The organism is Streptomyces sp. NBC_00287 (assembly GCF_036173105.1).
In the GTDB taxonomy this organism is placed as follows: Bacteria; Actinomycetota; Actinomycetes; order Streptomycetales; family Streptomycetaceae; genus Streptomyces.
Window position 1 is genome coordinate 581,623 of the sequence record NZ_CP108053.1, and the last position, 14,281, is coordinate 595,903.

Here is a 14,281-nt window from a genome sequence, read left to right on the forward strand (position 1 = left end):
GGCTGTATCAAGGTGCGGCGCTGCCGCGTGGGCGCGACAAGCCCCCACCGGCCCGCGGATTCATGACCGCTTCAGCCCACCGAGGCGGCGCCTTGGGCCCCTCCACCTTCTCCTCCACGACCTTCATATCCACCTGCGTAGCCGGGTGACCGGCCTCCGGCGTCCCGCGCAACGCGAGACGCAGCGCAGCGACAAACGCCAGACACGACTCGTACCGATCATCAGGACTCTTCGCCAACGCCTTGGCGAACACCGAGTCGACCTGCGAGGGAAGATCCGGCCGCGCCGAAGTCAGCGGCGGCGGCTCGTCATACTGGTGCGCCCACAGCAGAGCCATGTCGTCGTCCCGCCGGAAGGGCGGCCGTCCCGCCAGGCACTCATGGACGACACAGGCGAAGCCGTACACATCGCAGCGCGCGTCGACCGGCTTGCCGGAGATCTGCTCGGGCGCGACATAGTCGAGCGTGCCGACGAACTGCCCGACGGTGGTGAACCCGGTCAGGGACAGCGACTTCTTCGTCAGCCCGAAGTCGGTCAGATAGGCGTGCTCGGGGTGGTCACTGTCCGTGCCGCGGGCGACCAGGATGTTGCCGGGCTTGACGTCCCGGTGGACCAGCCCGTGCTCGTGGGCGGCATCCAGGGCGGACGCGACCTGCGCGGCGATGCGCACGACCGTCGCGGGCGGCAACGGGCCCTGCCGGTCCAGCAGATGCCGCAGATCGCTGCCGGCGACATAGCGCATGGCGATGTACAGGACGCCGTCCGTCTCGCCCGCCTCGAAGACCGGCACGATGTGCGGGTGATCGATCGCTGCGGCGGCCCGGGACTCATGGGTGAAGCGGCGGCGGAAGGTGTCGTTGCGGGCGAGTTCGGGGGCGAGCAGCTTGAGCGCGACGGTGCGGTCCAGGCGCAGATCGCGGGCGCGGTAGACGACGGCCATACCGCCGCGGCCGATCTCCTGCTCGATGCGGTAACCGGCGACCTGCCGTCCGATCAGCTCGGAGGGGCGGCCGGAGAAGAGGCTCGTGTCACGGGCCATCCGGGGTCACCACCTGGGTGGCGGCGTGGCCGGGATCCTCGGCGGCGGCGCGGGGCGCCTCGTCCGTGGCGAACGTGGACAGCCGCAGCCCGTCGGCGTAGACCCAGCGCCCGTGCTCGGCGTCGTACAGCCACACATGCTCGCCCTCGACGACCACGCCGATCCGCAGGCCGCGCGTGCGGTCGCGGAAGGACTCGCCGTCCAGGCCACCGGCCGCGAGGTCCTCCAGCGCGGCCCGGTAGCGGGCCAGGTGCTGTTCGGCGCGGGCCAGATGGGAGCGGGGGTCGGCGGTGCGGGCCAGGGCGGCGTCGGGGGTGGGCGGGTCCTGGGGTACGGCGAGCAGATGGCGGCCGTCGACCCAGGCCGACCAGCCGTTGGCACACAGGATGTGCCCCCAGTCGCCGCGCCGTTCGACGAGCTGGACCGGGAGCAGCGGGTCGAGGGGCACCGTGAGCCGGGCCGGGTCGGGGGCCTCCCAGGCGGGCATCCCGTGGGCGGGGACGACGTGGGTGGGCCGGAATCCGGGTGTCGCCATGGGCCTCGCGCCTACTTCCGCATCACGACGGGTTCTTGGCGGCGCAGCAGCCGGGAGACCACGTAGCCGAAGACCACCGACAGGACGAGCAACATGCCCACGTTGAGCAGCCACACGCCCGCCGAGTGGCGGAACAGCGGGTCGCCGGTCAGGTCGCCGGGGACGATCCGCGCCAGGTCGACGGTGCCGGCCATCGCGCCGAGTGCCCAGCGCGAGGGCACCAGCCAGGCGAGCTGTTCCAGGCCGGGCACGCCGTCGAGTTTCAGCAGGGCGCCGCAGAACACCACTTGGACGATGGCCAGCAGCACCAGCAGTGGCATCGTCACCTCTTCCTTGCGCACGAGAGCGGAGACCAGCAGGCCGAGCATCATCGCGGTGAAGGCCAGCAGGGCGACGGCGATGGTGATTTCGATCAGGGGCGACATCAACACGCCTTCGCCGCCGGGGGCATTGAGATCGACGCCGAGCAGGGCGACCAGCGTCAGCACCACGGCCTGGAGCACGGTGATGGTGCCGAGGACCACGACCTTCGACATCAGGTAGGCCGATCTGGACAGGCCGACGGCCCGCTCACGTTTGTAGATGACCCGTTCCTTGACGAGTTCGCGCACGGCGTTCGCGGCTCCGGTGAGGACCGCGCCGACGCACAGGATGAGCAGCGCGTTCATCGCGGTGTCCCGGGTCAGGGCGCTGCCGGCCAGGGCGCGGGCCATGGCGCCCATCACGAACGGCAGGGCGATCATGATGACCAGGAAGGTGCGGTCGGCGCCGAGGGCGGCGGTGTAGCGGCGGATCAGCGTGCCGAGCTGGGCGCCGCGGCTGCGCGGCCGGCGGGGCGGGGTGATGACGACCGGTCCGGAGCGGGGCAGCCGCGGTTGTGCGGTGGCGTCGGCTACGTACCGGTGGTGCAGGGGTGAGGTGGTGTAGGCGCCGGCCCAGTCGCGGTCCTGGTCGCGTTCGAAGGCCTCGAAGGCCTCCGGCCACTGGTCGAAGCCGAAGTAGGCGAGGGCGTCCTCGGGCGGGCCGTAGTAGGCGATCCGGCCGCCGGGGGCGAGCACCAGGAGACGGTCGCAGACGTCGAGGCTGAGGACGCTGTGGGTGACGACGATGACGGTGCGGCCGTCGTCCGCCAGGCCCCGCAGCATGTGCATCACCGAGCGGTCCATGCCGGGGTCGAGCCCTGAGGTCGGTTCGTCGAGGAAGAGCAGGGAGGGCTTGGTGAGCAGTTCCAGGGCCACGCTGACGCGCTTGCGCTGGCCGCCGGAGAGGCTGTGCACGGGCTGTGCGGCGCGCTGATCGAGGCCGAGTTCCCCGATGACCTCGTCGACCCGGGCGCGGCGTTCGGCCTTGGCGGTGTCCTGCGGGAAGCGGAGTTCGGCGGCGTAGGACAGGGCGCTGCGGACGGTCAGCTGGGAGTGCAGGATGTCGTCCTGCGGGACCAGGCCGATGCGCTGGCGCAGCTCGGCGTAGTCGCGGTAGAGGTCGCGGCCGTCGTAGACGACGGTGCCGTGGTCGGCGGGCCGCTGTCCGGTGAGGGCGTTGAGGAGAGTGGACTTTCCGGCGCCGCTCGGTCCGACCACCGCGAGCAGGCACTTCTCCCCCACCGGGAAGGACACATGGTCGAGGAGGGTCTTGCGGCCGTGGTCGACGGCGACGGTGAGGTCCTGGACCTCCAGGGAGATCTCGCCGGTGTCGACGTACTCCTGGAGTTCGTCGCCGACCAGGCAGAACGCCGAGTGTCCGATGCCGATGACATCGCCGGGCAGGACGGGGGCTGCCGTGATGGTGCTTCCGTTGAGGAAGGTGCCGTTGTGGCTGCCCAGGTCGGCGATCTCGTGGCCGCCGTCGGGCAGGGCGCGCAGTTCCGCGTGGTGGCGGGAGACAACGAGGTCGTCGAGGACGAGGTCGTTGTCGGGGGCGCGGCCGATGCGGACGGTACGGGTGGGCAGCGGCCGTACGCTGGTCGGCTGCCGGAAGGTGCCGGTCTGCGCCGGCATCGACACGGCCGAGGGGCGCTCCGGGCGGGGTTCCGGGCGGTCGAGGAGGACGGCGCGGGGGCCGTCGGCGGGGTTGCCGAAGCGGATCACGGTGCCGGGGCCCACGCCGCGTTCGTGGATGCGGTGGCCGTCGGTGTAGGTGCCGTTCGTGCTGTTCTCGTCCTCGAGCGTCCAGTGGTCGGCCTCGGGGTGCAGGACGGCGTGGTGCCAGGAGACGCGGGCGTCGTCGATGACGACATCGCAGAGCGGGTCGCGTCCGACGTGGTAGTCGCGGCTCGGGGTCATCACGGTGGAGCCCGACTCGGTCTCCATCACGAGCACGGGCGCAGTCGGTGCGAACGGTCGCTCCGCCATGCCAGAATTCTACCGATTAGCCCACTTGCGCGCCTGACGCGGAGGTTCAGGCGACCGGTACGACCAGGGCGGGGGCGGTCCGCTGCATCCGCAGCGCGTCGATGGACTCGGCGAGCAGTTCGTACTCGGTGGTCTCGTCGCACGTGGCGATGCGCACGAGCCGTCCGGCCGCCAACTGCTCGGCGACCAACTCCTGTTGGGCTGCATCACCGCACCAGGCGCGCAGTACGGCGGGCACATCGGGCACCGTGGCGGCGACCGGGACGAGGGCGCTGGGCGGGAAGTGCTCGGCGTCGGGGTGCGGGTCTAATCGCTCGGCGATCCAGGAGGCGCGGTCGCGCAGCCACCACAGGGCGAGGGCCAGGGTGGGCGCCCGGTAGGTGCCGAGCGGTACGCCGATGCGCCGGCCGCCGCAGGTGCCGTACGCGGTGACATGGCACAGGAATTCGTCGTGCACGTCTCACTCCCCCGTGGTGCGCTCGCCTGTAGGCCGGGGCCTCGCTTTCCGTGCGGCTCAGTGCTGTGCGTGATCGACTCTTCGCTCCGCGTGAAGCGCCCTCTGCAGTTGAGTATGTTCACTACTGAAACACTGTCACCATGACTTTCCGGCCAGTCTCCTGGCATATTCACCAAGATCCTTGGCCGAAACGTGACGGGATCGCGTCAAACCCGGTATTCGCGAAGGCGAGCGGAGGACACCATGGACAGCACCGGAAACGTGGACGTTGAATTCACAGCCGTCCTGCGCAAGCGCCCCGAGAAGGGAAGCTGGACCTACGTCGTCTGGCCGGAGTCGGTCGACTTCTTCGGCACCCGCGGTCTGGTCAAGGTCCGCGGCACCATCGACGGCCACCCCTTCCACAGCTCCTTCATGGCCCTCGGCGACGGCACCCACATGCTCCCGGTGAAGGCGGAGGTGCGGCGGGCGATCGGCAAGGAGGAGGGCGACACGGTGACCGTGAGACTGGAGGAGCGGCTGGACTCGTGAAGAGCCCAGCCGCTCAAAGGCACATCCGGCTCAGGCCGTGGCGACCTCGTCGATGCGGGCCAGTTCCTCCGCGTCGAAGTGCAGGTTGCCGACCGCCGCCACGCTGTCCTCCAGCTGCTGCGGGCTGCTCGCGCCGACCAGGGCCGAGGTGACCCGGCCGCCGCGCAGGACCCAGGCCAGGGCCATCTGGGCCAGGGTCTGGCCGCGGCCCTTGGCGATCTCGGCGAGGGTGCGCAGCCGGGCGACCAGGTCCTCGGTGAGGGCCTCGGAGTTCAGGAAGGGGCTGTCGCTCGCGGCCCGGGAGTCCTCCGGGATGCCGTCAAGGTAGCGGCCCGTCAGCAGGCCCTGCTCCAGCGGGGAGTAGGCGATGGATCCGATCTGCAGCTCGTCGAGGGCGTCCAGGAGGCCCTCCTCGGGACGGCGGTCGAGCATGGAGTAGCGCGGCTGGTGGATCAGGAGCGGGGTGCCCAGCTCACCGAGGATGCGCGCGGCCTCCCGCGTCTGCTCCGGGGAGTAGTTGGAGACGCCGACGTAGAGCGCCTTGCCCTGCTGGACGGCCGAGTGCAGCGCGCCCATCGTCTCCTCCAGCGGAGTCTCCGGGTCCGGGCGGTGCGAGTAGAAGATGTCGACGTAGTCCAGGCCCATCCGGGTCAGGCTCTGGTCGAGCGAGGACAGCAGGTACTTGCGGGAGCCCCACTCGCCGTACGGTCCCGGCCACATCAGATATCCGGCCTTGGTGGAGATGACGAGTTCGTCGCGGTACGGCGCGAAGTCCGCCGTCAGCGCCTCGCCCAGCGCCGACTCGGCGGACCCGGGCGGCGGGCCGTAGTTGTTCGCCAGGTCGAAGTGCGTGACGCCGAGATCGAAGGCGCGGCGCAGGATGGCCCGCTGGGTCTCGACCGGACGGTCCGGACCGAAGTTGTGCCACAGACCGAGGGACAGTGCCGGGAGTTTGAGGCCGCTGCGTCCGGTGCGCCGGTAGGGCATGTCCGCGTAGCGGTCGGGGTGTGCGGTGTACAACGCGACTCCAGAGGGGTGGGCACGGTGGAACCAGGTTCCCTGAAAACCGGTGTCCACTCTTTCGTGACCTGTGGGCATTGGTCCAACAGAAGAATCCGATGGAATTCAGCAGATAGGCTTCTCAGTCATGGAACTGCGCCATCTCCAGCACTTCGTCGCGGTCGCCGAGGACCAGCATTTCACCCGGGCCGCCGAGCGGCTCATGGTGTCCCAGTCGGGGCTCTCGGCCTCGATCCGCTCGCTGGAACGGGAGCTCCAGACCCCGCTGTTCATGCGTACGACCCGCAGCGTGACCCTCACCCCGGCCGGGCGGGCGCTGCTGGGCGAGGCGGAGCGGATCCTGGCGCAGGTGCGGTCCGCCCACGAGGCGGTCGCCGCGGTGCAGGGCGTACTGCGCGGGATGCTGGCGCTGGGGTCCGAGCAGTGCATCGCCGGGGTGCATGTGGCGGGGCTGCTCGCCGCGTTCCGGCGGAAGCACCCGGACGTGGAGATCTGTCTGCGCCAGGCCGGTTCGGGGGCGCTCGCGGAGGAGGTCGCGGCCGGCCGCCTGGACCTGGCCTTCGCGGTGCGTACGGCGCAGGAGGACACCGACCAGCTGCAGCTGCGCGCCGTACCGCTGACCAGTGAGCCCATGACGGTGCTGTGCCACCCCAGTCACCGGCTCGCGAAGGCCGGAGCCGCGGTCACCCCGGAGGAGCTGGGCGGCGAGGTCTTCGTCGACTTCCACCCGGACTGGGGGCCGCGCCGCACCACCGACGCGGCGTTCGCCGCAGCGGGCGTACGGCGGGCGGTCGCCCTGGAGGTCAACGACGTGCACAGCCTCCTGGACCTGGTGGACGAGAACCTCGGCATCGCCGTCGTACCGCGCCACTTCCGGCACAAGCGGGAGTCGCTGACCGCGCTGCCCGTGAAGGGCACCGGCGAGCGGGTGTACGAGACGGTCGCACTGCTGCCGCCCGCGCAGGCCACGAGCCCGGCGGCGCGGGCGCTGATGCAGTTGCTGGACATCGAGGGCGCGTGACGGCCGGCTTTGCGCGATGGTGGAGCCATGCATGCCAAGGACATCCTCATCGACGGTTTCAGCCGCATCCAGGAAGAGGTCCACGCCACCGTCGAGGGCCTCGACCCCGACGACCTGCACGCCCGCCCGGGCCCCGACGCCAACTCCATCGCCTGGCTCGTCTGGCATCTCACCCGTGTCCAGGACGATCACATCGCCGACGCCTTCGGGCTCGAGCAAGCGTGGCTCACCCAGGACTTCCAGAAGACCTTCGGACTCGACCTGCCCCGCCATGACACCGGGTACGGGCACACCGCCGCGAAGGTCGCGAAGGTGAAGGTCGCATCGGGTGACCTGCTGACCGGGTACTACGACGCCGTGCACGCCCAGAGCCTCGGGGCGCTGCGCGAGCTGGCCGCCAAGGATCTGGAGCGCATCGTGGACGAGCGCTGGGATCCGCCGGTCAGCCTGGGCGTACGGCTGGTCAGCGTCCTGTCCGACGATCTGCAGCACATCGGACAGGCCGCCTATGTCCGCGGGCTGCTTCAGAGCGCGTAGCCCGGCAGGACGACGTCCTCGATGAGGGCCTTGCGCTCGTCGAACGGGATGAACGCGCTCTTGACGGCGTTCACCGTGACCGTGCGCAGGTCCTCCACCGTCCAGCCGGCCTGCTCGACCAGCAGGGACATCTCGCGCGTCATCGTCGTGCCCGACACCAGACGGTTGTCGGTGTTGAGGGTGACGCGGAAGCCGAGGTCCTTCAGGGCGGTGATGGGGTGCTCGGCTATGGAGGTGGCGGCGCCGGTCTGGAGGTTGGAGGTCGGGCACATCTCCAGCGCGATCCGGCGGTCGCGGACCCAGCCGGCGAGGCGGCCGAGCTTGCCGGCCGCGAGGTCGGGGATGTCGTCGGTGATGCGCACACCGTGACCGAGGCGCTGGGCGCCGCAGATCTGGAGCGCCTGGTGGATGCTGGACAGGCCGTCGGCCTCACCGGCGTGGATGGTGAACGGCACGCTCTCGCGGCGCAGGTGCTCGAAGGCGGCCAGGTGGTCGGCGGCGGGGAAACCGGCCTCGGCACCGGCGATGTCGAAGCCGACGACGCCGGCGTCACGGAAGGCGACGGCCAGGTCGGCGGCCTCGCGCACCCGGTCGAACATGCGCATGCCGCACAGCAGGGTGCCGACGCGGACCGGGGTACCGGCCGCGGCGGCCTTCGCCATGCCGGCCGCCAGGCCCTCCTGGACGGTCTCCACGACCTCGGCGAGCGCGAGACCGCCGTTGGTGTTCAGCTCGGGGGCGTAGCGGACCTCGGCGTATACGACCCCGTCGGCGGCGAGGTCGAGGACGTACTCCTCGGCGGTGCGCAGCAGGCCCTCGCGGGTCTGCATCACGGCGAGGGTGTGCTCGAAGGTGGCGATGTAGCGGACCAGGTCGCCGGAGTTCGCGGCCTCGAAGTACCAGGCGGCGAGCTCGTCGGGGTCGGTGGTGGGCAGGGTGTGGCCGACCTCGGCCGCGAGCTCGATCACGGTGGCGGGGCGCAGGCCGCCGTCGAGGTGGTCGTGGAGGACGGCCTTGGGGAGGCGACGGATCACATCGGCATCTACGCGCGTAGCGGTCATGGCAGGTCTTTCCTTGAGCGGGGCGGTTCGAAGGCGGGAGGCGGGTCAGACGGCGGGCTGGAGCAGGTCCCAGCGGTTGCCGTACAGGTCCTGGAAGACGGCGACCGAGCCGTAGGGCTCGTGGCGCGGTTCCTCCAGGAAGGTCACGCCCGCGGCGAGCATCCGGGCGTGGTCGCGGGCGAAGTCGTCGGTGTGCAGGAAGAAGCCGACGCGCCCGCCGGTCTGGTCACCGACCCGGGCGGTCTGGGCGTCACCCTTGGCGCGGGCGAGCACCAGTCCGGTGCCCTGATCGCCGGGCTCCACGACGACCCAGCGGGAGCCGTCCGGGCGCGGGGTGTCCTCGACGAGCCGGAACCCGAGGGCCTCGGTGTAGAAGCGGATCGCCTCGTCGTAGTCGTCGACGACGAGGGTGACCAGGGCGATGCGTCTCATCGGAGCCTTTCGGGACGTGCGATTGACGGGAGAGGTTATACGTAAAACCCTCCGCGCGCCAGTCCGTGTGGGACGGCTGGTCCCGCAGCCCTAGGACCACGGCCCGAGGTGCCCGCACACGATGATCGGTAGCGTCCCCGCCATGACGATCAACGACGCGATCCGCACCCCCGAACAGCGCAGGCGTGAGGTCCTCGAGCGGCTGGACCGGGAGACCGACATCTGGGTGGCCACGGCGGACGCCGACGGGGTGCCGTGCCTGGTGGCGCTGTGGTTCGTCTGGGACGGGGAGGCGCTGTGGCTGTCGACGCGGGCGGCCAATCCGACGGGCCGGAACCTGCGGGACGGCGGGCGCACGCGGCTGGCGTTCGGTGATACCCGGGACGTGGTGCTCATCGACGGCGAAGCCACCGGGTTCACGGCCGAGGAGGTGCCGGCCGTGGCGGCGGAGGCGTTCCTGGCGAAGACCGGGTGGGATCCGCGCGCGGACCACGCCTCCTACGTCTTCTTCCGGGTGCGCCCGCTGGCGGTGCAGGCCTGGCACGAGGTGCGGGAGCTGCCGCAGCGGCATCTCATGCGAAACGGAACGTGGCTTGTCTAGACAGGTTCTGCGCGTGTACCGCCGTAGGCCATCCGATTCCCCCAAAGGTGTTACCTGACAGTAATCCCTGATGGTTTGATGTGCGACGCCACTCAACACCCCTTCCACCACAGGGAGAACCAGTGACGCTTTCCGCACAGCGCCGTGCACAGGGATCGGCCGTGCTCGCCCTCTCGCTCGCCGTCGCGGGTCTCGCCGGTACGACGCCCAGCGCGTCGGCCGCCGAGCAGACGCCGGCGCTGAAGGTGCTGTCGTACAACGTGTTCCTCTTCAGCAAGAGCCTCTACCCGAACTGGGGCCAGGACCACCGCGCCGCCGAGATCGTGAAGACGTCGTTCTTCCAGGGCAACGATGTGGTGGTGATCCAGGAGGCGTTCGACAACTCCTCCTCGGACGCGCTGAAGTCGGCCGCCGCGGGCGCCTATCCATACCAGACGCCCGTGGTCGGCCGGAGCAAGACCGGCTGGGACGCGACGGGCGGGGCGTACTCGGCGACGACGCCGGAGGACGGCGGCGTCACGATCCTCAGCAAGTGGCCGATCGTCCGCCAGGAGCAGTACGTCTACAAGGACGCGTGCGGCGCGGACTGGTGGTCCAACAAGGGCTTCGCGTACGTCGTGCTGAACGTGAACGGCACCAAGGTGCATGTGGTCGGCACACATGCCCAGTCGACGGACCCTGGATGCGACGCCGGTGAGGCCGCAGCGATGCGCAGCCGCCAGTTCAAGGCGATCGACGCATTCCTGGACGCCAAAAACATCCCGGCGGGCGAGCAGGTGCTGGTCGCGGGTGACTTGAACGTCGACTCGCGCACCGCGGAGTACAACTCGATGCTCGCCGACGGCGGCCTGGTCGGCGCCGACGCCCGCACCGGGCACGCGTACTCCTTCGACACGCAGGACAACTCCATAGCGCGCGACCGCTACCCGACCGACCCGCGCGAGGACTTGGACTACGTCCTGCATCGCGCGGGCCACGCCCGTCCGGCGGTGTGGAAGAACGACGTCGTCAAGGAGCAGAGCGTGCCCTGGACAGTGTCGAGTTGGGGCACGGACTACACGTACACCAACCTGTCGGACCACTACCCGGTGACCGGTTCCGCGGGCTGATCCCGGTGGGCACGGTTCAGCGCCGTGCCCACTCCTCCGCCAGCAGACGGTAGGACCGCACCCGGTCCGCGTGTTCATGGGTCATCGTCGTGATGAGCAACTCGTCGGCCCCGGTGGCCTCCTGGAGCTGTTCGAGCTGGTCGGCGACGCGGGCGGGTGAGCCCACGAACTGGGTGTCGACGCGGTCCTGGACGAGCGCCCGGTCCGCGTCGGTCCAGTCGTGGGCGCGGGCCTCCTTGAGGGTCGGGTACTCGATCGCACCCTCGGCCGTGCGGATGCTGCTTACCCACAGGCCGTAGCCCTCGGCGAGTTCGTGGGCCGTGGCGTCGTCCTCGGCGACGACGATGTCCGCCGAGACGCTCACGTAGGGAGTGTCGAGGAACTCCGACGGCTGGAAGAAGGCCCGGTAGCCGTCCACGGCTTCGAGGACGGTGGCCGGGCTGACGTGGTAGTTCGCGGCGAAGCGCAGACCCCGGGCGCCGGCGACCTCGGCGCTCTGGCCGCCGCTGCTGCCCAGGACCCACACCTCGACGTCCGCGCCCTCGCCCGGCACCGCGTGCGCCTCGATGCCGTCCGGCGAGCGGTAGGTGCCCGCGAGCAGGGCCAGTATGTCGTCGATCTGCTCGGCGTAGTCCTGGGACTCGGCGTTCGGCAGCATCAGGAGCTTGCGCTGGAGGGCGATCCTCGGGGAGCCGAGCAGGTGCTCGGCGTTGAAGCGGGGCGGTATGAGCAGGCCGTTCGAAGGGGAGCGGCGCGGGGGCTGCGTCGACTGTCCCGGTGGGCGTCCGCCGGAGCGGCCGAGGCCCAGGTCGAGGCGGCCGGGGTGCAGCGCGTCGATCAGGCCGAACTCCTCGACCGTGGACAGGGCGGTGCGGTGGCCGAGTTGGACGGCGCCGGAGCCGAGGCGGATGGTGGAGGTGGCGGAGGCCGTCAGGGCGAGGACGACCGCGGGGGACGTACCGGCCACTCCGGGGTTGAGATGGTGTTCGGCGAACCAGTAGCGGGCGTAGCCGAGGCGTTCGGCCCGCCGGGCGAGGTCGATCGAGTTGCGCAGGGCCTCGGCCGGGGTGGCGCCGGACGGGATCGGCACCAGGTCCAGGACGCCGAGGGGGATGGCTGACACAGGGGTTCTCCTCAGAGGTCGGCGGGGAGGGGCTCGGGCAGGACGGGCCCCCAAAGGAACGGCGGATCCGGGATGCTCCGGCGCAGCCGCGGTGCGACCTCCGACTGGAACAGCTCCAGCGAGGCGCGGTGTTGACGCTCCGTCAGTCCGCCTGCTTCCGCTGCAGATGCAGCACGGTGTGGCCGAACTGCTCGTGGTAGCGGTGCACTTTGTCGACGACCTGCTGCGGGCTTCCGATCAGGGCGGAGCTGCGGGCCACGAAGTCGTCGAGCGTGGGGAAGACCGGCTCCAGGCTCATGCTTCGCTACAAGGCCAAGTTGCTCTCGAAGACGGGCCGGTAGGCGGCGGTCGCCTCCTGCGAGGTGCGGGCCACATGGACGCCCGCGGTGCCGGCTCCGACCGCGATCCTCGCGGGGTGGTGGCCGTGGTGCTCCCAGCGCTCACGGTAGTGCCGGATCAACTCGGCGTACGGCTCGATGGGGTTGGTGACGTTCGCGGAGAACAGCGGGTCGCCGTAGCGGGCGGCGAGGTCGACGCTCTCCTTGCTGGTGGCGCTGCCGTGCCAGACGCGGACGGGGAACTGGTACGGCCGCGGCCACACCTCGGCGTCCTTGAGTTCGGGGCGGAAGCGGGTGCTCGCGGTGACCTTGTCCTGCCGCCAGATCCGCCGGAACACCTCGTAGCTCTCGGCGTTGCGCTCCCACTGGTCCTCGGGCGTGACCTGGAACAGCTCGCGCTGGGCGGCGCCGTTGCCCTTGCCGATGATCAGTTCCAGGCGCCCGCCGGAGAGGTGGTCGAGGGTGGCGTAGTCCTCGTAGGCGCGTACCGGGTCGAGCAGGCTGAGCGTGGTCACAGCGGTGAACAGCCTGATCCGCCGGGTGAGGGCGGCGATGTGGCTGAGCACGACGGGCGGGGAGGACGAGATGAACGGCCGTTCGTGACGCTCCCCCACGCCGAATCCGTCGAAGCCGAGTTCTTCGGCGAGCAGGGCGTTGTCGAGGACTTCACGGAATCGGTCGGTGGTCGGCTTCCGGACTCCGCTGACGGGATCCGGGGCGTGCACGATCAGGGTGATGGCGAGGAACTTCACGACGCCGCCCGGTCGGCACGCGCCGCGTCCGGGTGGGCGAGGCCCAGGTGGTCGCGGAGTGTCGGGCCCTCGTACTCGGTGCGGAACACGCCCTGTTCCTGGAGGAGGGGGACGACCCGGTCGGCGAACTCGTCGAGGCCGCCGGGGGTGATGTGCGGGACGAGGATGAAGCCGTCGGCTGCGTCTGCCTGGACGAGGTCGTTGATCGTGCGGGCGATCGTGTCCGGCGAGCCGATGAAGTTCTGCCGGTTGCCGGTCTCGATGACCAGGTCACGGATCGACCAGTTGTGTGCGGCCGCCAGCTCGCGCCATTCGCGGGCAGTGGCGAACGGGTCGCGGTACATACGCACTTGGGCTCGACCTCGGGCGACGGTGTGTTCCCCCGGCAGCGGGTCGATGTCGGGCAGGGGGCCGTCGGGGTCGTAGGCGGACAGGTCGCGGTTCCAGACCCACTCCAGGTGCTTGATCGCGGTGGCTCCGCTGACCTGCTTGCGGCGCACCTCCTTGGCCAGCTCCTGAGCGTCGGAGTCGGTGTCGGCGAGGACGAAGGTGGCGGCGGGCAGGATGAGCAGTTCGTCGCGGCGGCGGCCGTAGCGGGCCAGCCTGTTCTTGACGTCGGTGTAGAAGGCCTGGCCCTCGGCGAGTGTGGCGTACCGGCTGAAGATGGCGTCGGCGCTCGACGCGGCGAACTCGCGGCCCTCGTCGGAGTCGCCGGCCTGGAAGATGACCGGGCGGCCCTGCGGGGAGCGCGGGACGTTGAACTGGCCGTGGATGTCGAAGTGTTGGCCGCTGTGCACGAAGGAGCCGGCCTTCGCGTCGCGCAGGAAGGCACCGGTGGCCTGGTCCGCGAGGATCTCGTCGCCGTCCCAGGAGTCGAAGAGTTCGTTAGCCGTGGCCAGGAACTCCTTGGCGCGCGAGTAGCGCTCCTCCTGCGGCAGGAAGCCGCCACGGCGGAAGTTCTCGCCGGTGAAGGCGTCCCAGGACGTGACGACGTTCCAGGCGGAGCGGCCGCCGGAGAGATGGTCCAGGGTGGCGAACTGGCGGGCCACCTCGTAGGGCTCGTTGAAGGTGGAGTTGATAGTGCCGGTCAGGCCGAGGTGCTCGGTGACGGCGGCGAGCGCTGCCAGGACGGTGAAGGTGTCGGGGCGGCCCACTACGTCCAAGTCGTAGATCTGGCCGCCCTGTTCGCGCAGTCTGAGGCCTTCGGCGAGGAACAGGAAGTCGAACTTGGCGCGTTCGGCGGTCCGGGCGAAGTGGGCGAAGGAGCTGAACTCGATATGGCTTCCGGCCGCGGGGTCGCTCCACACGGTGGTGTTGTTCACGCCGGGGAAGTGTGCGGCCAGGTGGATCTGCTTGTGGGGCTTGGACATCGGG

At 70.4% G+C, this 14,281-nt stretch carries 14 protein-coding genes and 1 pseudogene; 5 read left to right on the plus strand and 10 right to left on the minus strand.

The annotated features are described in order from the left end of the window. Positions 1-7: 7 nt before the first annotated feature. The 4 genes from OHT76_RS02955 to OHT76_RS02970 are packed head-to-tail and all read right to left on the minus strand — an operon-like array spanning position 8 to position 4,382. Positions 8-1,039 carry a serine/threonine-protein kinase gene (locus OHT76_RS02955; protein ID WP_328869133.1) on the minus strand — a complete coding sequence of 344 codons (1,032 nt, stop codon included), beginning with the start codon at positions 1,037-1,039 and terminating at the stop codon, positions 8-10. Further along, positions 1,029-1,574, minus strand: a complete 546-nt coding sequence (locus OHT76_RS02960; protein WP_328869134.1) for a hypothetical protein — start codon at positions 1,572-1,574, stop codon at positions 1,029-1,031. The genes OHT76_RS02955 and OHT76_RS02960 overlap by 11 nt, the downstream gene beginning before the upstream one ends. Before the next feature lie 11 nt (positions 1,575-1,585). After that, entirely contained in the window at positions 1,586-3,925 is a 2,340-nt protein-coding gene (locus tag OHT76_RS02965) for an ABC transporter ATP-binding protein/permease (protein ID WP_328869135.1), read from the minus strand. A gap of 46 nt (positions 3,926-3,971) precedes the next feature. Next, positions 3,972-4,382 (minus strand): hypothetical protein, encoded by a 411-nt coding sequence (locus OHT76_RS02970; protein WP_328869136.1) that lies wholly within the window; start codon positions 4,380-4,382, stop codon positions 3,972-3,974. 243 nt (positions 4,383-4,625) lie between these two features. Between OHT76_RS02970 and OHT76_RS02975 the strand changes: the two genes are divergently transcribed. Beyond that, the gene (locus OHT76_RS02975) at positions 4,626-4,913 is read left to right on the plus strand and encodes a DUF1905 domain-containing protein (RefSeq protein WP_328869137.1); all 288 of its coding nucleotides are present in this window, start codon (positions 4,626-4,628) and stop codon (positions 4,911-4,913) included. A 30-nt stretch (positions 4,914-4,943) separates the two neighbouring features. On the opposite strand, the gene mgrA is transcribed toward OHT76_RS02975, so the two are convergent. Continuing rightward, positions 4,944-5,933 (minus strand): L-glyceraldehyde 3-phosphate reductase, encoded by a 990-nt coding sequence (mgrA, locus tag OHT76_RS02980; RefSeq protein ID WP_328869138.1) that lies wholly within the window; start codon positions 5,931-5,933, stop codon positions 4,944-4,946. A gap of 127 nt (positions 5,934-6,060) precedes the next feature. Between mgrA and OHT76_RS02985 the strand changes: the two genes are divergently transcribed. Both OHT76_RS02985 and OHT76_RS02990 read left to right on the plus strand, forming a co-directional pair. Beyond that, positions 6,061-6,954, plus strand: coding sequence for a LysR family transcriptional regulator (locus tag OHT76_RS02985; RefSeq protein WP_328869139.1), 894 nt, complete (start codon positions 6,061-6,063; stop codon positions 6,952-6,954). A gap of 27 nt (positions 6,955-6,981) precedes the next feature. Then, a complete protein-coding gene (locus tag OHT76_RS02990; protein WP_328869140.1) occupies positions 6,982-7,491 on the plus strand; it encodes a mycothiol transferase in 510 nt (169 codons plus the stop codon). On the opposite strand, the gene OHT76_RS02995 is transcribed toward OHT76_RS02990, so the two are convergent. Both OHT76_RS02995 and OHT76_RS03000 read right to left on the minus strand, forming a co-directional pair. Beyond that, on the minus strand, positions 7,479-8,552 hold the full coding sequence (locus OHT76_RS02995; RefSeq protein ID WP_328869141.1) for an adenosine deaminase: 1,074 nt from the start codon (positions 8,550-8,552) through the stop codon (positions 7,479-7,481). The genes OHT76_RS02990 and OHT76_RS02995 overlap by 13 nt on opposite strands. A 45-nt stretch (positions 8,553-8,597) precedes the next feature. Beyond that, the gene (locus tag OHT76_RS03000) at positions 8,598-8,984 is read right to left on the minus strand and encodes a VOC family protein (RefSeq protein ID WP_328869142.1); all 387 of its coding nucleotides are present in this window, start codon (positions 8,982-8,984) and stop codon (positions 8,598-8,600) included. A gap of 142 nt (positions 8,985-9,126) precedes the next feature. Here OHT76_RS03000 and OHT76_RS03005 point away from each other — a divergent pair, with 142 nt between their 5' ends. Beyond that, complete coding sequence (locus tag OHT76_RS03005) at positions 9,127-9,585, plus strand: pyridoxamine 5'-phosphate oxidase family protein (RefSeq protein ID WP_328869143.1); 459 nt, start codon at positions 9,127-9,129, stop codon at positions 9,583-9,585. A gap of 122 nt (positions 9,586-9,707) precedes the next feature. After that, positions 9,708-10,694: a sphingomyelin phosphodiesterase gene (gene sph, locus OHT76_RS03010; RefSeq protein ID WP_328869144.1), complete on the plus strand. Its 987-nt coding sequence runs from the start codon at positions 9,708-9,710 to the stop codon at positions 10,692-10,694. Positions 10,695-10,710: 16 nt separating this feature from the next. Here the strand turns inward: sph and OHT76_RS03015 are convergent, their stop codons facing one another. The 3 genes and pseudogenes from OHT76_RS03015 to OHT76_RS03025 form a co-directional block, all read right to left on the minus strand. Further along, the gene (locus OHT76_RS03015; RefSeq protein ID WP_328869145.1) at positions 10,711-11,817 is read right to left on the minus strand and encodes an LLM class flavin-dependent oxidoreductase; all 1,107 of its coding nucleotides are present in this window, start codon (positions 11,815-11,817) and stop codon (positions 10,711-10,713) included. Positions 11,818-11,828: 11 nt separating this feature from the next. Then, positions 11,829-12,907, minus strand: a pseudogene (locus OHT76_RS03020) (LLM class flavin-dependent oxidoreductase). Next, positions 12,904-14,277, minus strand: a complete 1,374-nt coding sequence (locus OHT76_RS03025) for an NtaA/DmoA family FMN-dependent monooxygenase (RefSeq protein ID WP_328869146.1) — start codon at positions 14,275-14,277, stop codon at positions 12,904-12,906. The pseudogene OHT76_RS03020 and the gene OHT76_RS03025 overlap by 4 nt, the downstream one beginning before the upstream one ends. Positions 14,278-14,281 lie beyond the last annotated feature (4 nt).